The sequence below is a fragment of the Photobacterium sp. WH77 genome, from assembly GCF_022014395.1.
GTDB classification, from domain to species: Bacteria; Pseudomonadota; Gammaproteobacteria; order Enterobacterales; family Vibrionaceae; genus Photobacterium; species Photobacterium arenosum.
Genome location: NZ_JAKLTE010000015.1, coordinates 31,118 through 56,962, shown reverse-complemented (window position 1 = coordinate 56,962; position 25,845 = coordinate 31,118). Strand labels below are relative to the sequence as shown.

Annotated in this window: 13 protein-coding genes and 4 pseudogenes; 11 read left to right on the top strand and 6 right to left on the bottom strand. The window is 47.8% G+C overall.

Going from position 1 to position 25,845, the window contains the following annotated elements:
- Positions 1–21 precede the first annotated feature (21 nt).
- Positions 22–1,890, top strand: a complete 1,869-nt coding sequence (locus L6J37_RS15035; RefSeq protein WP_237795714.1) for an ABC transporter ATP-binding protein — start codon at positions 22–24, stop codon at positions 1,888–1,890.
- Positions 1,891–2,216: 326 nt separating this feature from the next.
- Here the strand turns inward: L6J37_RS15035 and L6J37_RS15030 are convergent, their stop codons facing one another.
- Positions 2,217–2,804, bottom strand: coding sequence for a TetR/AcrR family transcriptional regulator (locus tag L6J37_RS15030; RefSeq protein WP_218387074.1), 588 nt, complete (start codon positions 2,802–2,804; stop codon positions 2,217–2,219).
- Between the two features lie 122 nt (positions 2,805–2,926).
- Between L6J37_RS15030 and L6J37_RS15025 the strand changes: the two genes are divergently transcribed.
- Entirely contained in the window at positions 2,927–4,123 is a 1,197-nt protein-coding gene (locus tag L6J37_RS15025) for an MFS transporter (RefSeq protein WP_218387072.1), read from the top strand.
- 239 nt (positions 4,124–4,362) lie between these two features.
- Here L6J37_RS15025 and L6J37_RS15020 read toward each other — a convergent pair.
- Positions 4,363–4,641: pseudogene (locus tag L6J37_RS15020) on the bottom strand (ISAs1 family transposase); the annotation flags it as partial.
- Positions 4,642–4,718: 77 nt separating this feature from the next.
- On the opposite strand from L6J37_RS15020, the pseudogene L6J37_RS15015 reads away from it, so the two are divergent.
- Positions 4,719–5,917, top strand: a pseudogene (locus tag L6J37_RS15015) (IS3 family transposase).
- Positions 5,918–5,969: 52 nt separating this feature from the next.
- Here L6J37_RS15015 and L6J37_RS15010 read toward each other — a convergent pair.
- The 3 genes and pseudogenes from L6J37_RS15010 to L6J37_RS15000 form a co-directional block, all read right to left on the bottom strand.
- Positions 5,970–6,239 (bottom strand): annotated as a pseudogene (locus tag L6J37_RS15010) (transposase); the annotation flags it as partial.
- A pseudogene (locus L6J37_RS15005) lies at positions 6,221–6,917 on the bottom strand (IS4 family transposase); the annotation flags it as partial. The pseudogenes L6J37_RS15005 and L6J37_RS15010, both read right to left, overlap by 19 nt.
- Before the next feature lie 99 nt (positions 6,918–7,016).
- On the bottom strand, positions 7,017–7,697 hold the full coding sequence (locus tag L6J37_RS15000; RefSeq protein WP_237795713.1) for a TetR/AcrR family transcriptional regulator: 681 nt from the start codon (positions 7,695–7,697) through the stop codon (positions 7,017–7,019).
- Between the two features lie 302 nt (positions 7,698–7,999).
- Between L6J37_RS15000 and L6J37_RS14995 the strand changes: the two genes are divergently transcribed.
- From L6J37_RS14995 to L6J37_RS14975, 5 genes are all read left to right on the top strand, one after another.
- Positions 8,000–15,163 carry an amino acid adenylation domain-containing protein gene (locus tag L6J37_RS14995; protein WP_237795712.1) on the top strand — a complete coding sequence of 2,388 codons (7,164 nt, stop codon included), beginning with the start codon at positions 8,000–8,002 and terminating at the stop codon, positions 15,161–15,163.
- A complete protein-coding gene (locus tag L6J37_RS14990; protein ID WP_237795711.1) occupies positions 15,160–16,362 on the top strand; it encodes an FAD-dependent monooxygenase in 1,203 nt (400 codons plus the stop codon). Before L6J37_RS14995 ends, L6J37_RS14990 begins: the two co-directional genes overlap by 4 nt.
- Position 16,363: 1 nt before the next feature.
- Positions 16,364–17,260 carry an SDR family NAD(P)-dependent oxidoreductase gene (locus L6J37_RS14985; protein ID WP_237795710.1) on the top strand — a complete coding sequence of 299 codons (897 nt, stop codon included), beginning with the start codon at positions 16,364–16,366 and terminating at the stop codon, positions 17,258–17,260.
- 13 nt (positions 17,261–17,273) lie between these two features.
- Positions 17,274–19,001: an aldehyde dehydrogenase family protein gene (locus tag L6J37_RS14980; protein ID WP_237795709.1), complete on the top strand. Its 1,728-nt coding sequence runs from the start codon at positions 17,274–17,276 to the stop codon at positions 18,999–19,001.
- Positions 19,002–19,099: 98 nt separating this feature from the next.
- The gene (locus tag L6J37_RS14975; protein ID WP_218387011.1) at positions 19,100–19,723 is read left to right on the top strand and encodes a site-specific integrase; all 624 of its coding nucleotides are present in this window, start codon (positions 19,100–19,102) and stop codon (positions 19,721–19,723) included.
- A gap of 26 nt (positions 19,724–19,749) precedes the next feature.
- Here the strand turns inward: L6J37_RS14975 and L6J37_RS14970 are convergent, their stop codons facing one another.
- Positions 19,750–21,063: a cytochrome c peroxidase gene (locus L6J37_RS14970; protein WP_237795707.1), complete on the bottom strand. Its 1,314-nt coding sequence runs from the start codon at positions 21,061–21,063 to the stop codon at positions 19,750–19,752.
- A gap of 748 nt (positions 21,064–21,811) precedes the next feature.
- On the opposite strand from L6J37_RS14970, the gene betI reads away from it, so the two are divergent.
- The 3 genes from betI (at position 21,812) to betA (ending at position 25,699) form a co-directional block, all read left to right on the top strand.
- Positions 21,812–22,402, top strand: a complete 591-nt coding sequence (gene betI, locus L6J37_RS14965; protein ID WP_192017201.1) for a transcriptional regulator BetI — start codon at positions 21,812–21,814, stop codon at positions 22,400–22,402.
- 85 nt (positions 22,403–22,487) lie between these two features.
- Positions 22,488–23,948 carry a betaine-aldehyde dehydrogenase gene (gene betB / locus L6J37_RS14960; protein ID WP_237795706.1) on the top strand — a complete coding sequence of 487 codons (1,461 nt, stop codon included), beginning with the start codon at positions 22,488–22,490 and terminating at the stop codon, positions 23,946–23,948.
- 56 nt (positions 23,949–24,004) lie between these two features.
- On the top strand, positions 24,005–25,699 hold the full coding sequence (gene betA, locus L6J37_RS14955; protein WP_237795705.1) for a choline dehydrogenase: 1,695 nt from the start codon (positions 24,005–24,007) through the stop codon (positions 25,697–25,699).
- Positions 25,700–25,845 lie beyond the last annotated feature (146 nt).

Here is a 25,845-nt window from a genome sequence, read left to right as displayed (position 1 = left end):
CACAATTGGAATCAATAATTTATGTTTAAATTCTTTGAGAAACTGACGGCGCCTTTCCCGGACGAAACGCCTCAGCAGCCCCCGGGCAGCCTGCTGGCATTTTGCCGCTACTATACACGTGGTTTCGGTTGGCCATTATTGGCAATGTCTGTTCTCAGCGCCTGTATTGCCATTGTTGAAGTTACTTTATTAGGCTTCATGGGACAGTTGGTTGACCTGCTGGCTCAACACTCACCTGACACTTTTCTGGCTGAAGAAAGCGGAAAACTCTGGATGATGGGTCTGCTGATTGTGGTGGTGATCCCCTTCCTTGCTTTCACTCACTCAATGATCATGCACCAGACCCTGCTGGGGAATTATCCGATGTCGATCCGCTGGCTGGCGCACCGCTATCTGCTGCGCCAGAGCGTCACGTTTTATCAGGATGATTTTGCCGGACGCCTTGCAACCAAAGTCATGCAGACGTCGCTGGCCGTCCGGGAAACCGTGATGAAAATGGTGGATGTGCTGGTTTACATCAGCGTGTATTTCACCGCCATGATTGTCATGATGGGAAATGCCGATATCATTTTGATGTTGCCTATCCTGGTATGGTTGATGGCCTATATCGGTATTCAGTTCTACTTCGTACCGAAAATGAAAAAAATCGCCACCGAACAGGCCGACGCCCGTTCTATGATGACCGGCCGTATTGTCGACAGCTATACCAATATCACCACGGTGAAACTGTTCTCGCACACCAACCGTGAAACCGAATATGCCGAAGAAAGCATGCAGGGGTTTCTGGATACTGTGTACCGTCAGATGCGCCTGGCAACCAAATTCATTTTGAGTGTCGATGCCATTAACTACCTGCTGCTGTTCGTGATTGCCACTGTCTCAATTGGGCTGTGGATGAACAGTGCCGTTACTGTGGGTGTTATTGCTGTAGCTATCAGTATTGCGCTGCGCGTGCAGGGCATGTCTAAATGGATCATGTGGGAAATCGGTGCGCTGTTTGAAAACATTGGTACTGTCGTCGATGGCATGAAAACCCTGTCTAAACCGGTATCGATTGAAGACAAAACCGATGCGCAGCCACTTGATGTGACTCAGGGCGGCATTGAATTCGATAACATCAGCTTCCACTATGGCGAGAAAGACAAAGGCGTTATCGAACAGCTGAATCTGCATATCAAACCCGGTGAGAAAGTGGGTGTGGTCGGCCGCTCTGGCGCAGGTAAATCAACGCTGGTCAACCTGCTGATGCGCTTCCACGATCTGGAATCCGGTGTCATCCGCATTGATGGCCAGAACATCGCTGACGTCACGCAAGATTCACTGCGCGGCAATATCGGAATGATCACGCAGGATACGTCATTGCTGCATCGCTCTATTCGTGAAAACATTCTTTACGGCAGACCCGATGCAACAGAAGAAGAGCTGCGGGCAGCTACCCGTCAGGCACACGCCCATGAATTTGTTGAAACACTGACAGATCCGCACGGCAATGTCGGTTACGATGCACAGGTCGGTGAGCGCGGTGTGAAACTGTCCGGCGGTCAGCGCCAGCGTATAGCCATTTCTCGCGTGCTGCTGAAAGACGCACCGATTCTGGTGATGGACGAAGCGACCTCAGCGCTGGACTCAGAAGTTGAAGCGGCAATTCAGGAAAGCCTGTACCAACTGATGCAAGGCAAAACAGTCATCGCGATTGCGCACCGTTTATCAACCATTGCAGCTATGGATCGCCTGATCGTCATCGACCAGGGCCAGATTGTTGAGCAAGGCAGCCATCAGGAACTGCTGAGCAAAAACGGCATTTATGCCCATTTATGGGCGCACCAGACAGGCGGCTTTATCGCCTGTGATCTGGAAGAAAGCCAACCAGAAGCGGAAATGGCAAAATAACCCGCTCCTGATCTCAAACAGACAAAACCAGCCTGCGGGCTGGTTTTTTTATGCTTATTAACCGTTACGTATCAGGGAGCGGTACTCTCTTCGCTCGTCCCTGCTTCCTCTGGCGGGAATTCGTCAGCCCTATAGAGTGACGACCGGTGTGTCCTCCTTCACCCCTTACCTACCAGCTCGCCAGTCAAAAACAATCATAACCACTATCTGTCGGTATCGCTAATGATCAATTAATAATTCTTAACAACCTTAAAATGTTGTACTCAGCGCAAGAGCGGGCGCTCAAGCAGTCAAATTCATCTGACTTACTATCAGTACCCTTCAATTCAGATTTTCAAGCCATGGAGCAATACATCCAGACTATTCAAAGCCTGACTAAGCGCCTGCTCGTCATCTTCACTTTTTGCAATCCATAGCGCAGTGTCCATCAAACCACCATTAATCAGGCGCGCTAACATTTCTGGTGATGAACTTTTAATCGTCCCAGCATCCATTAAGCGCCTCAGCATGTCCGCAATAGAAGTTACACAGTGTAACCGAATGCTTTGTAGCTCATCGGCATCGAGTACTGAGGAAGCATCCCTTAACAAAATACGCTGAACTTCTGGTTCAATGGCCATCTTTAAATAAGCATGACAGCGTCCAGTGAATGCACTCCAAGCATCCGGAGCACTTGCTGAAATATCTGCAAGTCGGGCATCCAACTCACTGTCAAGTTGTGCCAGCACTGCACAAAATAACCCTTTCTTGTCGCCAAAGTGATGATATAAGGCCCCACGCGTGAGGCCAGCTTTTGCAGTTAGCTCATCCATGACAGTTTGCGCATAGCCAACGGTACCAAAGTGCTCTCTCGCCGTCGCAATCAACTTCAATCGAGTTTCTTCCATCATTTCCGCTCTGGATTTTCGGGTCATAACGAGTCCTGTTAAGAAATTTATTGCATTTATAATTGACATACACATCGTATGTCAATATGTTTTACATACGTACCGTATGTAGACGGTCTGAAAGTTTTTACAACACTATCGGAGTAAATATGGCTAACCCATACAAAGAACTATTCAGTGTTCCCGGAACCATTGCGTTCTCGCTCGCTGGGCTCGTTGCTCGCATGCCAATATCCATGACTGGGATTGGTATCATTACAATGCTGTCACAAATGAAAGGGTCGTACTGGTTGGCAGGCACCGTCGCAGCAACATTTACATTCACTATGGCGCTCATCGCACCGCAAATCTCTCGTGCAGTAGATCGATATGGCCAGAGTCGTGTACTTCCTATAGCAACAGGCATTAGTGTTATCTCAATTGCACTGCTTCTTTTGTGTGCTCATTACGGAGCTCCAGACTGGACACTATTCATTTTCGCTGCGTTGTCCGGATGTATGCCAAGTATGCCTGCTATGGTCCGTGCACGCTGGACAGAAATTCATCGCGGTACCCCCAGACTTCATACTGCATACTCGTTTGAGTCAGTCCTGGATGAAGTCTGTTTCATCATCGGCCCGCCTATCTCCGTTGGTTTGAGTATCGCAGTGATGCCAGAAGCAGGGCCACTCATGTCAGCTATATTTCTGGCAGTTGGTGTGATGGTGTTCGTAATGCAAAAAAGCACAGAGCCTCCAGTTCACCAAGAGTCTGATATTTCTAAAGAGTCTGCGCTTAAACCCCTACCAATGAAAATGCTCGTACTTGCTTTGATTGCCTTGGGAACAATTGTCGGCACGATTGATGTGATTAGCGTGGCGTTTGCTGAACAACAAGGTCAACCCGTTGCAGCAAGTATTGTTTTATCTGTCTATGCTGTTGGCTCTTGCCTCGCAGGGCTTGCATTTGGTGCATATAAACTCAATGCATCACTGCCAAAACAATTCCTGATTGCATCCTTTGCAACTGCTGCTATGACGCTACCACTTTTTTATGTCTACGACATAGCAACACTGTCGGCTTCAGTGTTTGCCGCAGGTATATTCTTTGCGCCCACGATGATTATTGCCATGGGGTTAGTTGAGAGTATCGTTCCTTCCTCTAAATTGACTGAAGGCTTAACATGGATGATTACCGGATTAGGAATTGGTGTTGCAATGGGGGCTGCAGTAGCTGGCTGGGTTATCGATGAGTTTGGAGTAAAAGCTGGCTTTATGGTCACCATAGCATCAGGTATGACAGTCTTGTTGATTGCAATTGCCTGCTATCGTTTGCTTCAACGCAGAATGGTACTGGAAACTGCATAAATTTGTAATCCACGTTAAAAACTCGCATATCTATGCTAACGCCACTCGCTTAAGAGCGAGTGGCGTTCTTATCCCTCTTCCGTACTGGATATTTTGCTGTTTTCTTAAGTACTGCTCTGGGGGGTAGTGCTTCCTTTCCGCTTGTTGGGTAGGATCAATCTTTTCCCGTTTTCCCTCAATATTTTCAAGTTTTTCGGTATCGTGCCAGGTGTCCGACCATAGGGCGAGAGCACGTATGCTCAGTTTTTATCCAAACCTTGGATTCCCGCTAGTATTACTTGCTCCAAATAGGCAACATTCATGGCTGCTATTTTCTGCTTGCGCCTGATACTCGCCTTTTTGCTTGTTTCTAATCGAAGCATGTTAAGAGCCATGTGACGCACACCAGCCAGGAGTTCGGCGGCATTGCCACGATAGATTTGGCAAGCATCTTCATTCATCGTGACATCAAGCACCCAGTGCAACCGATTTTCGATTTCCCAGTGACCTCGGACTGCATCGGCAAAACGTTCGGGGGTGAATGTAGTGGCATAGTTAATTTGGCCACCTGATTAGAGCTGCTATGATTGCAGCTATAGATAGATTAGGTGACAAAATGGCGAAGAAGAAAGGTCCAAATTTCAGTCCGGAATTCAGACTCGAAACAGCACAACTGGTGCTTGATCAAGGTTACAGCAATAAGGAAGCTGCCGAAGCTATGGGTGTGGGTTATTCAACTCTCGGCAAGTGGGTAAAACAATTACGTGATGAACGTGCCGGTAAAACACCACAGGCCGCACCAATGACGGCTGAGCAGCGTGAAATCAGAGACCTCAAAAAGCAGGTTGAACGCCTTGAATTAGAAAAGGAAATTCTAAAAAAAGCTTCTGCTCTGTTGATGTCGGACTCCATGAAACACTCGCGTTAATCGAGAGACTGAGTCAGAGCAAGAAATGCCGTTATTCGGTAAAGCAGTTGTGTAAGGTGCTGGATGTCCACCGGAGCACGTTTAAGTACTGGCAGTAGCGGGACAAGCGCCCATCTCCTGAAGCTATCAAGCTTCGCAGTTTAGTACGAGAAGCACATCGCCAGAGCAATGGCTCTGCGGGGGCCAGAACAGTGGCGGACATCATCACCAATGATGAGTCGCATGATTTTACGTTATCCCGTTACCGTGCAGGGCGTTTGATGAAAGCGATGCAGTTGTTCAGTTGCCAATTGCCCAGCCATGCTTATAAGAAAGCGACGCAGGAACATGTCGCGATCCCGAACTTGTTAGACAGACAGTTCGCCGTCACCGCGCCCAACCAAGTATGGTGTGGTGATGTGAGCTTTATCTGGACTGGCAACCGTTGGGCTTATCTGGCAGTTGTCATCGACCTGTTCGCCCGCAAGCCTGTTGGCTGGGCGATGAGTTACTCGCCAGACAGTAATTTAACCTGCCAGGCACTGGCAATGGCATTTGAATATCGAGGCCAGCCCAAGAATGTCATGTTTCACAGTGACCAGGGCAGCCACTATACCAGTCGTAAATTTCGGCAGTTGCTATGGCGTTACCGGATAACACAAAGCATGAGTAGACGTGGAAACTGCTGGGATAATAGCCCTATGGAACGGTTCTTCAGGAGCTTAAAAACGGAATGGGTGCCAACAACAGGCTATCACAACTTTACCGAAGCAAAACAACGCATCGGTGATTATATTCTTGGTTATTACAGCCGGCTAAGACCGCATTCATACAATGGTGGATTGACACCAAATGAATCGGAAAAGCGGTACTGGAATAGCTACAAACCTGTGGCCAATATTACTTGACCACTACAGAACTAATACACTTTATGCAAGATGGAGCATACCTTACTCACTTTCATAACCCGAAGAAAACTCTTGTCCGATAATCATCGCTCCAAGCTGCCTTTTTCAGTTTTATTTTCTGGTTTGGGGCGCCACAGTCACACTGTTTTAGTATGTTCATCACAAAACGCCTGAACAGCGCTATATTTTCAACCGCACCATCCAGGGTTACTCGTGAGCTATCTTCTTTGAAAACAACATCTAACACATAATTCTGCCTGTTCTCTATGCGCCAATGCTGACGAATATAATGCCCGAGAAGTTTATGGGAGTTAGCCAGTGCGTGTTTGGCCGGTTCCCTGGCAGCTCATAAAGAGCTCTGCTGACATAAACCCCCGGTCAAATAACGTGAGTGCATCTTCTGGTGCCGAGCCGATAAGTTGTTGTGCGTAGGAAATTTCACTATTGGTTACAGGACCAAAGGCCGCATCTGACAGTATGTGGTTTCTGGTCGACATCAATGTTACAGCCAGGACTGAGGGGAAGGAGGCCGACTTTTGAGCATACCCAAACACCTGATTGCTCGGTGTCTCATAGGTCTTAAAATAGGTGCCATCTACACTGAGCACTTTAAGCCCGCAGACTTGGTCAAATTCACACTGCTTTTCCCATTGTGCGGCAGTGTGTTTGAATAAATACTGCATTGGCTTGGCTCCGAGTTTTTCTTTTCCCTTGATGATACTGCTTGTCGCTAAAGGCGGTAGCTCTCCTTTCGAGTCCGGAAAGGCGAGTTCAAGTTTGTCGCAAGAGTTCTGAATCGAGCGGTTTCTAAGTAATCCAATCCCCAACATCAGCCACACAGCCTGTTCGGCAGGGAAACGTCGTTTACGAACAGAAGCCCGCCCTGTCTGTTGAACCGCTTCTTCTACCCATTCTAGGGAATGCGCTTAGCAAAAGTATTGATATGGTGGTCCTGGCAGAACTCAGCGGTGAAATGCAGTTCTTTAGAAAATTCAGACATAAAAAATCGGCCTCAACAAAGTTGAGACCGATTATGAAGCCTACGCAGGATCGTTCAATGACTTAAAACGATCGGCATTGCATACCTATGTGTTTTTTGTTATGACTTCTTCGAAGGAAAGTTAACACCCTCCTCAATAATAGTAAAAACTTCTGATAATAGTTCTGAATATGGTTTATCACAGTACTTTCTCTTTTTCCAAAGCTGATAGGCACTGTGATAAGCCAGTTCAAGAGAATTAGCGGCGATGGCCGGACGAATATCCAAATCAGGGTCATTTCCCATCCTGTCCGCTAAAAGCTTAGTAATATCTTTCGTTCTATCCTGACCTTTTGCCAGGTTATGTGCTCTCACCACTGGATTATTGCGCAGCAGGTTCTGCAAGTTAATAAACCTATCCGCATCAAAACCGTACGCACAATTTTCACACCCTCTCACGGCCTGTACAGCTGCATGCTTCAGAGCAGTTATCGCAGGCTCATGTTCAGGTCTGGCCTGCAGTTGTGAGAGAAGCTCCCTATGCTCTTCTTCCTGATAATCAAGTAAGACATCTTCCTTTGAAGAAAAGTAACGAAAAAACGTTCTGACAGAGACATCAACCTGTTCAGTAATATCTTCAATTCGAGTGTCATCAAATCCTTTTGACTCAAAAAGTTCATATGCAGCCTTGATCAAAGAATCACGCATTTGTTGCTTTTTTCTTTCACGTCGCCCAAGTGGCGCTGGAGCTATTTCTTCAGTGATGTCTTGCACTACAGACATTTTCTTTTCATCAGCCATAGACATTTCCTTATTAAGGGCAATCCCCCTAAATCTTACTTCCAGGCTAATTATGTCACATGAATAAAAAGTGTAATAGGAGATAGAAGTATAAAAACTAAAAAAGTCACTTGACAAAAAGTGTCACGAGATGACATCTTTCTAGCATCATATGAAACCGCTCTGTAGTGAGACGGAACAATAAGTTCACTATGACAATCAGTTTAATTACCTGATAAAAAAGGTTTTTATAACTTTTTACGCCTTGAGTTGCAACAAATTGCAATGCAAGTGATTGAATTAATTGATACTAAGGAAAGGAAATGAACGGTGAAAACAAGGTGATCCCTTTAACACGTTACCAAAGGGACATTTATTTCGAATCACAGAAAAGCCCGCTAAGTAATCAGTTCACGCTTGCAGTCGCAAAAATGCTGCCGGAAAATTTTGACAGTTCGCTTCTGAAAACGAGTATTTATGATGTTATTCAGCAGGATTTGACAAGCAGGTTAAGTATCGTTGAGGCTGGTGGAGAGCTCTATCAGCAGATTCTTCCCAAGGGTAACGTTCACTTGCAGGAACTGAATGCCGAAGGAAACTCAATGACATCCTGTTTCGACACATGGTCGAAACAGGTTTTTGATTTAAAAGATGGCCCGTACATTGAAGCAGCCGTATTGACCGGTTTGCCACAAGGTCAAATGGGTCTGTTACTTCGGGGGCATCATATTGTTTGTGATGGTTCAGGAATTAATTTAATTGCTGACAAAATCATTCAGCGTTTCTTGCAACAATCCACCGAAAAAGAAACCAGTTTTGATAATACTGCTGAATATATCTCAGCAGTGACAGCAAGCCAGAAAGAATTATCATCCGCTGTTGTTGGTACTCAAACATCTGAACTTGCAGAAATCGTGAACAAATGCGATCCCATTCTGTTTAATCGCAAACATTCAACAGAGCCAACAACCGATCGATTACGCTTCCGTCATATTCTAAAGAAGCAGGACATTACAGATGCTTTAAGACAAGGAATGACGCCTTACCAAGTCGTAATGTCTGCTGTAGTAGTACTACTTTCCAGAGTGCATAATCAGGAGCAATTTACTGTCGGTGTACCTTTCAATAACCGTAAAAATCGCCTTAATACTGTTGGCCAATGGGCAAACACGCTTCCTCTTGCGATCTCGGCAGGTGCTGATGACACCTTCCGTGATCTTGCAGCACGAATCAAAACAGATACAACAACATTGAAGAAGTATGAACATATTCCGCTCAGTCAATTACTGAATGCTTTAGGTTCTGATATCCGCAAGCGTTTTGACGTCACAGTCTCATACAATCGCTTACCGGCCGGTAAGCTGTTCAAAAATAACATAGAAAATACCAATAACTTCGCTATCGCACATGACAATGATGCTATTGCAATCCATATGAACACGTACGGAGAATACGACGATGTTGTTGTTGATATAAGTGCATCTGTTGATATTTTCGATCAGGATTACACATTCGAAAAAATGACACAGTCATTATGCCGGCTTGTGGATGAGGTGATCAAAAAACCAGAACAAAAAATCTCTGGCACCAATATCTTCACAGAAAGTGAGCAAAATCAATTATTCAATTTTGAACAAGGGCCAGAAATTTCATTTTCATCTAATGAAACACTGCCATCTCTATTTGACATGCAGGCTCGAAAAAATGGAGATGCAATCGCTGTCCATTCGATAGGTAATCATCCTGGTCTGACGTACAAAGACTACCAAAATCGTGTTCAAGCAATGACCTCAGTACTTGTTCATCATCAAGTCCGTAAAGGCGATATGGTCGCCATTTTAATGGACAGAAGCCCTGATATGCTGACTGCAATATTTGGTACGCAAAAAGCAGGCGCAGCTTACTTACCAATCGATCCAGGATATCCAGCAGAGCGAATTGAATTCATGCTGCAAGACAGTGGTGTCAATGTCATCATTGCCGACACAGATTATATCAATAAGGTTTCTGGAAACTTTACCATTATCAATGGAAACAACTTAACCGATACACCTGATTCATCAGCCGAAACCTCATTAAACCCTGACAGTCTGGCGTATATGATTTATACCTCTGGCTCAACCGGCCAACCGAAAGGTGTCATGATCGAACATCGTTCCGTAATCAACCGAATTGAGTGGATGCAAGAACGTTATCCTCTGGATGAAACTGACGTTATTTTGCAAAAAACACCAATTTCCTTTGATGTTTCAGTTTGGGAATTATTCTGGTGGTCAATTACTGGAGCATCTGTTGCATTGCTGCCTCCTGGCGCACACAAAGATCCGAAAGAAATCATCAACGCAATCCGAACGCAGAAGGTAACGACCCTTCATTTCGTCCCCTCAATGTTGCAGCCATTCCTGGAAATACTTGAAGCAAAACCTGAATTAATTTCAGAGCTATCTAGTTTACGTCGCGTATTTACCAGCGGTGAAGCGTTACCACCTGCTCGCGTAAATCAATTCCGTCAGGTTTTTAGCGCATTAGGAAACCAGGCACCAGCATTAATTAATCTTTATGGTCCAACTGAAGCTACCGTTGATGTTTCTTATTTTGAATTCTTGCCCGAAACGCAAAACGACAGAGTCGATTGTGTGCCAATTGGTTATCCAATACAGAATACACAGTTACGTATTATATCGCACCATGGTATGCGTCAGCCTGTTGGTGTGGCAGGTGAACTCCAAATCGGAGGCATTGGTCTTGCCCGGGGGTACCACAATAAGCCCGAACTGACCGCAGAAAAATTCATTTCTGATGAAGGTAAGCGCTGGTACAAAACCGGGGATCTTGCTCGCTGGATGTCTGATGGCAGCATTGAATATTTAGGCCGTATTGACAACCAAGTTAAAATTCGAGGCAATCGGATTGAGCTTGGAGAAATCCAAAACACACTGACGCAGATCGAGGGCATTTCTTCAGCCGAAGTCATCCCGGAAAAAAATGCAAGTGACAATTTCCATCTATGTGCTTATTACGTCACCGATGGTCAAACATTTGAAGACAATGATCTACGGACACATTTAGAAGGCTTTTTGCCAGAATTTATGGTGCCTTCGAAGTTTATCGCCGTTTCCCATATTCCAGTGACACCGAACGGAAAAGCGGATCGGCGCGCACTAAGTGCGATGGCGATTGCAAATAAAGCTGAGCATCATCAAACGCCAAAAACAGCAACTGAAAGTCAGTTAGCGAATATTTGGCAAAACATCCTGAAGCTGCCAGCCCCCAGCACAAATGATAACTTCTACGCCCTCGGCGGAGATTCAATCCTGATGCTGAAAGTCCGTTCCGAGTTAGAAAAAGCTGGCATGCCAACCAGTCTGACTGAACTTTCACAGCATCTCACGATTGCAGCATTGGCAAAGCATTTAGATCAAAATGAACGCACTTCCATTTCTATGGCGCTTCGCCCTTTCGAACTCATTCGGGAAGAAGAGCGCGCACGCCTTACAGAATATGAAGATGCATTCCCCGCGACTCAGCTTCAGCTTGGCTTGATCTTCCACAGTCAGCAAAGCCGGAACTCAGCAACATATAAAGATGTATTTCGCTACACATTGAAGGGAACCTGGGAGCCTGCGCTCTTCCGTCAATGTCTGGCATCAGTCATCCAAAAGCATCCTGCACTGCGTTCTCACTTTAATCTGGCTGATTTCAGTGCCCCCTTGCAGGTGATTCGTCATGAAGTCAATATAGATGACGTGCTGGATATCAGCGATCTACGCATATTCGATCCCCATGAAGTCGAACAAATGATCTGTTCATATATGCGTAAGAAAACCCGGTTTGACTACAAATTTGATCAAGCACCGCTTTATCACATCGGTCTATTCCGGACAGCTGAGGCTATTGAAATGGTGCTTAGCTTCCATCATGCAGTTTTGGATGGCGGCAGCGTAGCAAATCTTCTGAAAGAACTCTTCTCACGGTATCAGAATGATGGGCTATACCCTGAGGAATTACTGCCTTCTCCGGCACTATATGTCCGAGATGAAATAGCAACCATGCAGCATGCCGAAAGCCATACTTTCTGGAAATCCAGATTTGATGGCCAGTCAAGAACCCAGTTACCAAACCTCAGAATGTACGAAAGCTACCCGGTAGACGGTATCTTCACGCAGAAACTTTGGGTTCCTGAGACAACTGAAAACAACCTGAAAAACATTGTGAAACAAGAGAATATTTCTGCAAAATCGATATATTTTGCAGCACATTGCCTAACGATAGAAATGATCTCTGGGCAAGACAGCATTGCGACCGGGTTAGTGACTCACGGGCGGCCGGATGTAGATGGCTCCGAAAATATGCTGGGATTGTTCCTCAATACATTACCTGTTCGCTTTTCGGCCAAAGGAAAAACATGGAAAGAGTGTATCCATACTGTATTCCAAGCTGAGCAGGATCATGCACCATTCCGACGCTATCCACTCAGTACAATTCAGTCCATCGCAGGTGAAGGTGCTAAAATCAGCACTGCATTTAACTACATTCACTTTCATGTTCTCAAAGATGTATTGAATACAGATGCTTTGTCACTTGAATCTTTTGACCCATGGGAAGAAACTAACTTTGAGCTTCTTTTAAATGTGATGAAGGATTTCACAACGGAACGCACACAGCTGCGTTGTGATTTTGATGGATCTGTATTCTCCCGCCTTCAGGCAGAAACTTACATGAAAGCCTACTTGGCTATCCTGAATCACATCGTATCTGATCTGAATCAGCCAGCTACGTTAAGCCGTGCATTAGAGCCAGCAACCATTGATGAGGCATCACCGGCCTTTGCTTCAGTGGTGTCAGACATTGCTCATCAAATGCGTTCAAACCCTGATGCTATTGCTTTAAGTTACCAGGATCAGCATTGGACCTATGAGCAGCTATGGAAAAAATCAGGGCAAATTGCAGCGGGTCTTACTGCTCACGGCACACAACCGAATCGTCCCGTTGCTGTAGCTCTGGAACGCTCGCCTCAAATGATTGCAACTCTACTCGGAATCATGAGAGCAGGTGCAGGTTGTTTACCACTGGACCTGAGTTATCCGCCACATCGCATTGAAGCTATGCTGACACAAGCGAAGCCATCTGTTGTGATTATCGAAGACTCCGCAGAACAACCCGCTGCCGCTGAGCAGTCAAAAGTCATCAGTGTCCGAGAACTTTGTAATGTCGAGTCGACTTTCGAAGATTCGAACATCAAGCCAACACAACTGGCATACCTACTGTTTACTTCTGGTTCGACCGGCCAGCCCAAAGGTGTTGCAATGCCTCACCGAAGTCTGGCAAACCTCGTTGCCTGGCAGAATAAAAGCATGACAGGGCAAGGCGTTCATTCAACACTTCAATATGCGCCACTGAGCTTTGACGTATCTTTCCAGGAAATTTTTGCCACCCTGACATCTGGAGGGGAACTCATCCTGATTAGCGAGGCGGAGCGCCGTGATCCAGTTCAGCTACTTCGTAAGATTGAACAATTCTCGGTGGAACGTATTTATCTCCCGTATGTTGCACTTCAGCAGCTTTCAGAAACTGCGGTTGCACTAAATCTGTATCCAAACGCCCTGAAAGTCGTAATTTCTTCTGGTGAACAACTCAGAGTTACCGAAGATATCCGCGCTTTTATCGGTCAATTAAAAGGCGGAATTCTTGAAAATCAATATGGCCCAACTGAGACCCATGTCATTACTTCTTACAGCATGACAGGTGAGGCGAAAGATTTCCCAGCACTACCACCAATCGGACAAGCAATTGCGCATTGTGATGTTGTCATTCTCAATGACAACCTTCAGGAAGTTGCTCCGGGTCAGACCGGTGAAATCTATGCGCGAGGCGCACCATTGGCAGCTGGCTATTACGGCCAGGAAGCTCTGACCGCAGAACGTTTTGTTGCGATTTCAGGGGATGACAGCGTGCTGTACCGTACCGGTGATTTAGGTGTCGAGCTTACTGATGGCAATATTATTTGCCTGGGTCGAAAAGATGCACAAATCAAGGTTCGTGGCTATCGTGTGGAGCTAGCTGAAGTTGAACTGGCGATTGCAGATACGCCTGATTCTGAAGAGCTGATTCGCGATGTGGCCGTTGTAGTACAACAACGCGGAGATCACGACCACTATTTGGCTGCATTTCTTGTCGGCGAACCCAATGACACAATGAAAGCTTGTGTTCAGCAACACTTAGCTGAAGTACTGCCCAAATACATGATCCCTGCTCAGATTGAGTGGCTATCAGAATTACCCAAAACACCAAGCGGTAAACGAGATGATGCTGCTCTGAGAAACATGCGGTCACTTCACCAGTCAACAACAGTGGAAGAGACACCTCCCCGTGACAATTATGAACGTACATTGTGTGAGATGGCAGCCGAGCTGTTAAAGGTTCCTTCACTGTCAGTCCATCAGAACCTGTTTGACATTGGCGGAACCTCTCTGACCGCAATGCGTCTTGTCGTTCTGGTTGAAAAACATTTCGGCGTTAATATTCCACTGTCTGTATTTGTCAGTGATCCTACGATTGCTCAACTGGCTATCCGAGTTCGGGAAAAAGATGCGCAGCCAACGTTCAGCCCGCTCGTACCAATGAGAACGACCGGGAACAAACGTCCACTATTTTTCGTCCACCCAATGGGAGGAAATGTTCTTTCATACCTGCGGCTTGTGAAATATTTCCCGCAAGATCAGCCATTTTACGCCTTGCAGGCTTATGGTGTGGATGCGGGTTCTGTTCCGCTGACAAGCGTCAAAGAACAGGCAGAAAATTACCTGAAAACCATTCGTGAAATTCAACCTCACGGCCCGTATTCTATCGGTGGATGGTCTTATGGCGGATTTGTGTCTTTCGAAATGGCTCGACAACTCAGAGAGCAAGGCGAAGAAGTCAACGATCTTTTCGTCCTAGATACTGTCGCTTTGAACACTGAGTCTCAAGGTCGTGCGAATGATGATGCCCTACTGCGATGGTTCTTCTGGGAACTATTGTGGCTCAATGAAGGTGCCACTCTGCCAGAGCAATTTGTGCCTGAACATATCACCACACTGCAAGAACGGTTTGAATACATCACCGAACACGCGATTTCAACAGGCGCTATTCCTCATGGAAGTTCCCGGGCCGTCGTTCAGCGTTTGTTCGAGGTTTACAGAACCAACTGGAAAGCAGCCACGGACTACGCAGTATATACCGCAGATGTAGACATGACTTTACTGCATGCCACTCGCCCATTACCGGAAGTATTGCGCTCCATGCATGATGCTATCCGCAGTGAATACCGTGACCCAAAAAATGGCTGGGAAAACAAAACTACCGGCGAACTGAATGTCATTGATGTTCCAGGCGATCACTTGGAAATCATGGAGGAACCTTACGTGGAAGAAGTCGCGAAAGTCATTTTGAGTGAAATGGAAAAATCGGCCAGCAAACTGGTAGCAAATGAACTGGAGGAAGCATGAACCGTCCATTAAAAGTCATCATTATCGGAGCCGGAATCGGCGGCCTCAGCACCGCAGTTGCGCTGCGCAGAATTGGCTGTAATGTGGAAGTTTACGAGCAGGCACCAGCTCTCAGAACTGCAGGTTCGGGCCTGTCCGTGATGTCAAATGCCTCAGTTGCCATGTCAACCTTAGGCATTAATCTGAATCTGGAGCACTTCGGTGCTCCCATCCGCCATTTTGAAATCAGAAGCACCCGGGATCGGTTGATCCGCAGGCTCCCTTTGCCTGAAATTTCTTCAGCCAATGGTGCGGACAGTGTCTGTATCTCCCGAAAAGCGTTGCAGCAGGCACTGCTGCAACAATTAGATGAACGATGTATCCACGTCGGTGCCCGAGTATCAGCAATCCATGAAGGTACTGACTGTGTCAGTATTTCCTTCGATGATGGCCGAACTGAGCAATGCGACCTGCTCGTTGGAGCTGATGGCATTTATTCTTTTGTCAGGGAATACATTCAAGGCCCTCAACCAGTAAGAACCGCAGATTATATTTGCTGGTTAGCGATTACCCGTTATCAGCATCCGCAAATTACACCGGGCTATGTTGGCCATTACTGGGGGGCTGGTAAGCGTATCGGTTTGATCGATGTTGGAGACGGCGAAGTATATTGGTGGGGAACCGCCAATATGAAAAATGAACAAGCAAGGAACTGGACCGGTAACACTGAAGATATCATGTCTTTTTATAATGGCTGGCCTGCAATTGTTGGAGATATCATTTCTCAAACGCCAGTTGAAGACATTATTTCCGTTGCAGCTCAGGACCGGCAATTTTCTGCAAACTGGGGAAAAGGTCGAATCACTCTGTTGGGAGATGCAGCCCACCCAATGCTGACCAGTCTGGGGCAAGGTGCAGGAATGGCCATTGAAGATGCCGCAGTGCTGGGCCATAGCCTCAGCATAAACTCAGATCCAGTTCAAGCACTACGGCAATATGAAGCACTTCGGATTCCGAGAGCTGAAATGTTGGTGAACGCCTCTCGAACACTGAGTGAAGTAGAACAAGATGACCGTTTTTTCCACTGCCTGAAAAGGGATCTTTCTTTGCAATTTGCGCCATCAGCCAGCTTAAAACGAAGTTTAGAAAACTCGCTGATTTTCAAAGCCGGCAGTATTGGTCAATTGAACTCAAATACACCAGAACAAACCCGGGGGTAATATGATAACGCATACTTTAAACCAAACGTTCGCTGATAAAATCGTCCTAGTTACTGGTGCATCAACCGGACTGGGTGCACAGGCTGCTGATTATTTAGCAAATAAGGGATTCATCGTATTTGCGGGAGTACGGGATACAGCCAAGGTTTCGCCATCACCATATACCAACATGCATTATGTAGAACTGGACGTCACTTGCGCTGAAAGTATTGAGTGCGCTGTTTCTCAAATTTCGTCTGTGCAAGGAGCTCGCCTCTGGGCTGTTGTCAATAACGCAGGAATCTGCGTTCCATCTCCATTAGAAATGCTACCGGTTGATAACCTTCGCAATCAGTTGGAAACGAATGTCGTCGGTCAATTACTCGTGACTCAGAAGGTGCTGCCTTTGCTACGGAAAACCCAAGGGCGAGTCATTAATATTACCTCTGGTTTAGGCAATCTTGCTTTACCTTACCTCGGTGCCTATTCAATTGCCCAATTCGCAAAAGAAGCTTTTAGTGATGCGCTTCGACGCGAACTTCATCATTCAGGTATTGATGTCATTGTTGTGCAACCAGGTGCTATCAATACACCTATCTGGGATAAGTTTCAGGCCGTCGGTGAAGACATTGTCCAGCAAGCACCGAAACAACTTAAACTTATCTACAGTCGCTCATTCCACGAGTTTCTTGCGGCAAGCCCGGTACATGCTCAACAAAGCCCGACCACTGCCGAAGATTTTGCACATGTCATCTGCAAAGCCTTAACGGATGAACACCCCCACACCCGTTATGCAGTTGGTGAGGATGCGACAAATTTCCGAATCAAAGCTCGGTCGCAAGAAGATCGTGAGCTTGATGAAGAATTATCAGCTGCAATGCCGAGACATCAAGAGTTTCATGATGAACTGATGAACTGAGTTCGGGGAATACATGACTCAATCTCAAAGGAATGAAAAAGCTTACCGGGAGACCGGTAAGCTAAAAGAGGAAGTCGTAAATCAGTGGTGGCAAGCCCACCACTCACTTCTTCAAGACACGTTGGCAGCGATTGCCGACGGTATCCACTGGCAACCATTTTCAGATAATCTGGCAGACTACTTACCAGAACTAAAGGAACATGGCAGGCTCTCTTTTGAATCCATGCTGAACTCTCGTTTTCAGCTCCCCATGCATGAACACATCTCAGAATGGGTAACTGAAACACGCTCACCTTACGGACCTGCGCTGAACATTGCCTATCCGGTGATCCGTCCAGAAGTCGCGTGTACCTATGCATCTGAAACTTTATCCGTTTGGGGCAATATTCCCGTCAAGCAACGGGCAGCAATATTACTCGAAACAGTAGCCAGACTTCATCAGGCCAGTTTTATTTTCGCAGAGGCTGGAGTCCATACCAGTGGCCACAGTTATTTAATGGGATTTCATGCAAATGCACTCCATGCACAGTATCGAGCTATTGAATCTATTGCTCGCATGTTTCGAGAAATGGAACTACTGGAAACCAGTAATTGCTGGAAGATCAATATTGGTAACGAACCTGAGATGGGATTTCAACGTACCTTCATGACTCGTCCACTCGGACTCAGCCTAGTGATCTGCGGCAGGATTGTTCCCACTTGGAATGCTTACCCAGCAATCTTTGCTTCCTTGATGGCAGGCAACCCGGTTCTGGTAAAACCGCACCCGGATGCTATTTTACCACTTGCTCTGACCGTAAAGATTCTGCGAGAAGTTTTATCTGAAGTCGGTTTGCCCATTTCAATCATTACCCTGACACCGGACAGCCAGCAAGCCAAAATAGCTAAAGAGTTGGCAATGAACCCAGAGGTAAGAATTATTGATTACACCGGGCGAGAAAATATGGGGCAGTGGCTTGAAATGAATGCCAGACATGCCCGGTTATTTCTTCAAAAAAGTGGAATTACTCCCGTAATTCTACATTCTTCAAACAATTACAAAGGCATGTTGCGCAATATTGCATTTGGTCTTTGCTCATATTCAGCCCAGTTATGTACTTCACCACGAGTACTCTGGATACCCTCAGACGGCATCCAGACACCTGAAGGAAAACATCCTCCTGAAACGTTTATTCAAGATCTTTCCGAGATGATGGATATCATTCTACAGCAAGCCGATACGCCTGGAGATATTCTCGGCGCACTTGTCATCCATGATGGCGAAACGGCACTGTCGAAAGCGAACAACGGTGAATTCGGCAGAGTTATACGTCAGGCACGTCGGATGTCACATCCGGTTTATCATCACGCACAGATATGGAGCCCAGCATTGATTTCGACAGAGCTTGCTCTGGAGCAAGCCAAGCTTCCTCCGGATGGCCCCATCACGCTCATCGCACTCGGAAAAACATTAGTTGAAGCAAACACAGGTATCCGCGCTCTCGCTTCCACGACAGGATGCCTGTCTGTTGGGCTCTACACTTCTGATCCTTACATTGAGAAAAGTATGACTGACATGGCTGCAGATATTGGAGCGATTCTTTCTGTGAACTTTTCAGGGAGCTATTTCCTGAGTCAATCTGAAGTCTTCACTGATATTCATGGTGGTAGTGTAAATCCATCAGCAAATACCGGCTATGGGGAGCCAAGCTTTTATTCCTCACGATTCAGGCTGACAGAAACCCGGCGACAAACCTATTAGCATGCCCCGTAAATCTGACTTAAAACAGGGTCAGGCATCCTGTTTTTAACAATCATTTTTCCTACCCAACAATAGTAATTATAAGGAGTGTAAACGCGATGCCTCTCCCTCTTGAACTCACCAATACTGAGGCAATTTTTCTCTCAGCAAGCCATTCCAATGAGCCAGCCTTGGCACAATGCCTCATGGGGTTCTTTTTAAGTACAGGAATGAGAACTATCGAAATTTGTCAAATTCAAGTACAAGACATTATTGAAATTTCCGGCCAAATCCATGAGAAGATGATCGTCAGAGGCAATGCTGAGCGAGAAATTTACCTGACAAACCCAAAACTCAAAACACTTATTGTCAATTATGTAAATAATCGTCGTAAAGACGGCTATCATAGAAATTGTTTCCGCTGTTTTTCTCCTACTGCGCCCTTCTTCCTTCGTTCGAACGGCACCACTTTTCAACTATCTGCACGAAAGACGAGCCGTGGTCATATCAGCCTCAGTTGTCCGACATTGAATCAATTAATCAAAGTGATTCTTAAAGATGCAGGAATCCAATCTCCAAGTATTGATTCTGGCCGACGAACATTAGCACTCAAACTTAAATATCAGGTCGATAAAAAAGTCATTCACAATCTTTTAGGTAACAAAGATATTGCTACGACAAACCGCCTTCTCTCAAGTAAGCCGCTTAATATGAAGCAAATTTCGGAGATCACTCTCAGTTAAACTTTATTCCCATGAAATGATAAACATCAAGGTCCCGATTGATTGTTTTCCTCTGCTTCCTCTGGCGGGAAAGGATCACTGAATATAGGATTACTCAGGAAGCTGTCATCGGTCAGGGTTTCAAGGAAAGCCACCAGCGCTTCTTTGTCCGCCTGGCTTAATCCCATTCTGACGGGTCGTCCGGTGCGGTCTCTCAAATCGGGGCTGAGGTTAGCGTGGTTATTGATACCGCTGTTGTAGAACTCAATCACTGACATCAAATCAGGCAAGTGCCCATCGTGGAAGTAGGGGGCACCAACGGAGATATTGCGCAGGGATCCCGTTTTGAAGAATCCGGCCAGATTGCCGCCTACGCCCTGATCCGGGTCATTATTGCTGACTGAGCCATTGTTGTGATTTCTGTCCAGCACAAAGGCGGTGGTAGTGTGGCAATCAATGCAGTTCAGAGAATCAAACAAGTCCAGCCCTCTGAGTTCCTGAGCAGATAGCACAGGCGTTGGATCATTATTCAGTTCTGCCTGAACCGCCTGATCAAACCTGGACTCATAACTCACCATGGCCCGCATAAACTGGGACATCGCAAGGGCTATCCGCTGGCTGGTGATGGCTTCATCGCCGAAAGCCTCGGTAAACAACTGACCATAAAAACTGGTCTGCCCCAGCTTGGTTTCGAGATCAAACAAGTTCATGCCCATCTCTACCGGATCCTGAATCGGCATTACCGACTGCTCCTCAAGCGTTGCAGCCCGTTCATCCCAGAAGAAACGGCCGGGATCGTAATAGCGGGAATTGGTCAGCCCCATAGAATGGCGCCCTGTGTGCCCGCCATCAAACCCTGTGCTCAGTTGCGCCGGGTCGGTGAAACCATGCTCCTGCTGATGGCAGGAAGCACATGAGACAGTGTTATTGGCCGATAAACGGACATCATAAAACAGAATCCGACCCAGTTTCGCTACCGGATTGTTCAATTCGTTATCATTGGGCGTATTGTCTTCCGTCGCCACGCTGGTAAAGCGAATGTTATTAAATTCGGTACTGGACAAACTGGTGTAGTAACCAGGCTGGCCAGCCACATACGTTTCATAATCCGGGCTGGACTGGGTATCGGGTAATGGCAGTCCATCGATATCCACCCTGGGTTCCGGATCAGGATCACCATCGCCCGGAGACTGGCCATCGCCCGGGCCATCATCAGGACTGCCAGGTGTACCGTCGCCGCCTGAGTCACCGGGAGCCACAACAGAGGGTGAGTTATCCCCGCTTGTCGGTTCATCATCATCATTACATCCCGCGAGTGCTGTTATTGCCACAGCCAGCAAAAAGACATGTGAGTACTTCATGGTTACACCTCTGCCTAACCACTGCATTTGTTGTTATTCATCGAGGATCTGGCGGTGTAGGTCCCGCCTAATGAAAACAGTAGCAGTTGAGATGGCGGAAGGGTTTCTGAATAGTAAGACGCAAAGTCCCGTAGTTTTCGCGGTACTTGAAGTATTTTGCAGTCAGACATCACTTTTTTGACAATGCTGTCCAAGTGCTTTTCTTTCTCAGACGGGACAGGCAAGCCAATCCTGATCCTGGATGAAGCAACCACCCATCTTGGCGAAGAAATGGAACAGAAAATCCTGAATACCATCGCAGCCTGTGCCCCCCAACCAGATACAGCGGATTATTCACCACAATCCTCTCAACAACATCTGCGGTCTTCACCACCATTGGCTCATCGGCCAAGGTTCGCTACTGGAGGTTTCCAATGCATGATATTCAATTTCTCGTCACAGCGGTTCAAAACCGCTGAGTTCTGGCAGGCTGCCATGGCAACCACATAACTCAGAAGTCTAATAATTTAAGGCTATTTCTGCTCATATTTCACCCTTAAAACAGAACAAAACGGACAATCTTTCAAGTGTCCGTTTTACTGCATAACAGCCAGAAACCTTCATTCTTACAGTCACCCACAAGCAAGCAACCCTTCAAAATAATCACACAACTAAACATTACAACACTAAACATTTTTTTGACTTAGATCATTCGATGTGTCATTTTATTTTTAATTAATCGTTCAATTAAAAATATTGGTGACTGATCATGCCCAAAGTAGGAATGCCGGAAATCCGAAAACCACAACTGGTGGAAGCCACTATGGCAGCCATAGATGAAGTGGGGCTGGCAGGGGCCAGTGTGGCACTGATCAGCAGAAAAGCCGGTGTGTCACCGGGTATCATCAACCACTACTTTGGCGGTAAACACGGTCTGCTGGAAGAAACCATGCGTTCGGTACTGCGCCAGCTTTCGCATACTGTGATGGAACACCTGGCGAGCGTTGACAAGAAAGATGTCCCGGGCCGGATCAAAGCCATTGTCGCCGGTAATTTCGACAGCTATCAGGTCGACAACAAAGTCGTCAAAACCTGGCTGTCCTTCTGGGCGCAGGCCATGCACGACCCGCAACTTCACCGCCTGCAGCGGGTTAACGAAAAGCGCCTGCTGTCTCACCTTCGCCATGAATTAAAGCAAGTGCTGCCTGCTGACAAAGCCTTGTTTGTCGCCCAGGGCACAGCAGCATTGATTGACGGTATCTGGTTGCGGGGAGCATTAACACCGGGCGGTATCAGCCCGACTCAGGCGCAGTCCATTATTACCGATTACCTCGAAAAGCAACTGGCACCGTATCTTTAATCACAGTGTGCCAGCAAGCAGACACTCATCATTGTTCGGGACTGATGCAACCCCATCAGTCACGACTCAGGAGCAGAGAAACAGTATGACCAAGACATCCCTGTACATTCACGGCCAAGCCATTCAAGCCACTTCTGGTGAACACTTCACAACCCGAAATCCGGCCACCGGTGAAGTGATCGCTGAAATCGGCCAGGCCTCTGAAGCCGATATGGCGCGTGCAGTTGAATCTGCCAAAGCTGGCTTTGCCAAGTGGTCTGCCATGAGTGGTGCCGAACGGGGTCGTATTCTGATGAAAGCGGTCGCGCTGCTGCGTGAACGTAACGACGAACTGGCGGCACTGGAAGTTCAGGACACAGGTAAACCGTTGCAGGAAGCGCTGGAAGTTGATATAGCGACAGGTGCCGATGTGATCGAATACTACGCCGGTCTGGCAGCCAGCTTAGCCGGCCAGCAGCAGGATCTCGGTCACGGCCAGTTCTTCTATACCCGGCGCGAACCGCTGGGCATTTGTGCCGGTATCGGTGCCTGGAACTATCCCATCCAGATTGCTATGTGGAAGTCTGCCCCTGCGCTGGCGGCAGGTAACGCCATGATTTTCAAGCCGTCTGAAGAAACACCGCTGACGGCACTCAAGCTGGCTGAAATCTATACCCTGGCTGGTGTCCCTGACGGTGTGTTCAACGTGGTTCAGGGTGATTATCGCGTCGGCCAGATGCTGTCACGCCACCCGGAAATCGCCAAAGTGTCCTTCACCGGTGAATGCGGCACGGGCAAAAAAGTCATGGCCGATGCCGCCGGCACCCTGAAAGACGTCACTATGGAACTGGGCGGTAAATCACCGCTGATCGTGTTTGACGATGCCCAACTGGATAACGCTGTGTCAGCCGCCATGATGGCGAACTTCTACACCCAGGGCGAAGTGTGTACGCACGGCACCCGAGTGTTTGTTCACGATGCTGTTTACGACGAGTTCCTGACTCGTCTGGCAGCGCGCACCGCCAAGCTGAAAGTCGGCGACCCGAGCGATATCAATACCCAGATTGGCGCCCTGATTTCTGCTGATCATCTGGAAAAAGTGCTGGGCTTTATTGAAGCTGGCAAGCAGTCCGGCGCCCGCCTGCTGGCGGGAGGTGAACGCGTCACAGCAAATGGTCTGGACAAAGGTAACTTTGTTGCACCGACGATCTTCGCCGACTGCACCGACGACATGCCCCAGGTCAAAGAAGAAATTTTTGGCCCTGTAATGTCTGTGCTGCGTTTCAGTGATGAAGACGAAGTGATTCGCCGTGCCAACGATACAGATTATGGCCTGGCAGCCGGTATTTTTACCCAGAATCTGTCGCGCGCTCATCGTCTGATCGCTCGCATTGAAGCCGGTATCTGCTGGATCAACACCTGGGGCGGTTCTCCGGCAGAAATGCCGGTCGGCGGTTACAAGCACTCTGGTGTCGGGCGCGAAAACGGTCCGGACACCCTGAATCATTACACCCAGACCAAGAGTGTGCTGATTGAACTGGGTGATCTTGAATGCCCTTACCAGTAACCACGTATGTGGAAAAAACACGCCAAGCCAAAGTGAACAGACGTAAAGGGAACGCCATGAAGCAAGAATTTGATTACATCATTGTCGGTGCCGGTTCAGCAGGTTGTGTGCTGGCAGACCGCCTGACCGAAAGCGGCAAGCATCAGGTGCTGCTGCTGGAAGCCGGTGGCAGCGACAAGAGTATTTTTATTCAGATGCCAACGGCGCTGTCGTACCCGATGAACAGCGATAAATATGCCTGGCAGTTCGAGACTCAGCCGGAATTTGGCCTGGATGGCCGTCAGCTGCACTGCCCGCGCGGTAAAGTGCTGGGTGGCAGCTCATCGATCAACGGCATGGTGTATGTCCGTGGTCACGCCTGCGACTTCGACGAATGGGAAGCACACGGCGCGGCAGGCTGGAGCTACCGTGAGTGTCTGCCCTACTTCCGCCGTGCTGAAAAATGGAAAGACGGTGAAGATGCCTACCGCGGCGGAGACGGCCCGGTCGCCACCTGTAACGGTAATGATATGGCGCTCAATCCGTTGTATCAGGCCTTTATTGATGCCGGTCAGCAGGCAGGTTATCCGGCAACGGCCGATTACAACGGTTATCAGCAGGAAGGTTTCGGCCCTATGCACATGACGGTGGATCAGGGGGTGCGGGCCTCTACCTCGAACGCTTACCTGCGCCGGGCAATGAAACGCGGCAATCTGACCGTACTGACGGGTGTGTTAAGCCGCAAAGTGGTACTGGAAGGCAAAACAGCCACCGGTATTGAGTTTGAACGCAGCGGTATGGTGCAAACAGCGACGGCGAGAAAAGAAGTGATTCTGTCCGCCGGTTCGGTCGGCTCACCGCAATTGCTGCAGCTGTCGGGCATTGGTCCGAAAGCCGTGCTGGAAGAGGCAGGTATTGAGGTGAAACACGACCTGCCGGGCGTGGGTGAAAACCTGCAGGATCACCTGGAAGTCTATTTCCAGTACGCATGTAAAGAGCCGGTGACCCTGAACAGCAAGCTGGGCCTGATCAGCAAAGGCATGATCGGTACCCGCTGGATCCTGTTCAAAGACGGACTGGGTGCCACTAACCACTTTGAGTCCTGCGCTTTTATCCGTTCGCGTGCCGGTCTGAAATGGCCCAATGTGCAATACCATTTCCTGCCAGCCGCGATGCGTTACGATGGTCAGGCCGCTTTCGACGGCCATGGTTTTCAGGTGCATGTCGGCCCGAATAAACCGCAGAGCCGCGGCCGAATCTGGGTGACGTCTGCTGATCCGAAAGCCAAGCCGGGTATTGAGTTCAACTACATCAGCACCGAGCAGGACAAACAGGACTGGCGCGATACTATCCGCCTGACCCGTGAAATTCTGACCCAACCGGCAATGTCGGCGTACCGAGGACAGGAGATCCAACCTGGCGAAAATATCCAGAGTGATGAAGCCATTGATGCCTGGGTTCGTGAAAATGTCGAAAGTGCCTATCACCCGTCCTGCACCTGCAAAATGGGCAGCGATGAGGATGCCATGGCGGTATTGAACAGTGACTGCCAGGTGCGTGGCATCGACAGTTTGCGAGTGGTCGACTCCTCTGTCTTCCCGACTATTCCCAACGGCAACCTCAACGCGCCAACCATCATGGTGGCAGAAAAAGCCGCCGATAAGATTCTGGGCAAACCTGCCCTGCCCGCGGCGCATGTGCCGGTCTGGATTGCGGACAACTGGCAGGATCAGCAACGCAGCAAAGAACCTGAAGCTGCTGACGCGAACTAACGCTCAACGTTGAACAACAGCACCTTTTAGTGGTGGTGAAACCCACCACCACAGGGCCACTGCATGCCTGTTTTCAGTCAGCAGGCGGGCCTGCCACTCACGCCTCAGCCGAACACGAGGCTAAATAACAGCAACGAAATGGATAA

Bases quoted from the DNA above. Each gene is read 5' to 3' on its own strand.
- L6J37_RS15035 (WP_237795714.1), top strand. From the start codon at position 22: ATGTTTAAATTCTTTGAGAAACTGACGGCGCCTTTCCCGGACGAAACG.
- L6J37_RS15030 (WP_218387074.1), bottom strand. From the start codon at position 2,804: ATGACCCGAAAATCCAGAGCGGAAATGATGGAAGAAACTCGATTGAAG.
- L6J37_RS15025 (WP_218387072.1), top strand. From the start codon at position 2,927: ATGGCTAACCCATACAAAGAACTATTCAGTGTTCCCGGAACCATTGCG.
- L6J37_RS15000 (WP_237795713.1), bottom strand. From the start codon at position 7,697: ATGGCTGATGAAAAGAAAATGTCTGTAGTGCAAGACATCACTGAAGAA.
- L6J37_RS14995 (WP_237795712.1), top strand. From the start codon at position 8,000: ATGAACGGTGAAAACAAGGTGATCCCTTTAACACGTTACCAAAGGGAC.
- L6J37_RS14990 (WP_237795711.1), top strand. From the start codon at position 15,160: ATGAACCGTCCATTAAAAGTCATCATTATCGGAGCCGGAATCGGCGGC.
- L6J37_RS14985 (WP_237795710.1), top strand. From the start codon at position 16,364: ATGATAACGCATACTTTAAACCAAACGTTCGCTGATAAAATCGTCCTA.
- L6J37_RS14980 (WP_237795709.1), top strand. From the start codon at position 17,274: ATGACTCAATCTCAAAGGAATGAAAAAGCTTACCGGGAGACCGGTAAG.
- L6J37_RS14975 (WP_218387011.1), top strand. From the start codon at position 19,100: ATGCCTCTCCCTCTTGAACTCACCAATACTGAGGCAATTTTTCTCTCA.
- L6J37_RS14970 (WP_237795707.1), bottom strand. From the start codon at position 21,063: ATGAAGTACTCACATGTCTTTTTGCTGGCTGTGGCAATAACAGCACTC.
- betI (WP_192017201.1), top strand. From the start codon at position 21,812: ATGCCCAAAGTAGGAATGCCGGAAATCCGAAAACCACAACTGGTGGAA.
- betB (WP_237795706.1), top strand. From the start codon at position 22,488: ATGACCAAGACATCCCTGTACATTCACGGCCAAGCCATTCAAGCCACT.
- betA (WP_237795705.1), top strand. From the start codon at position 24,005: ATGAAGCAAGAATTTGATTACATCATTGTCGGTGCCGGTTCAGCAGGT.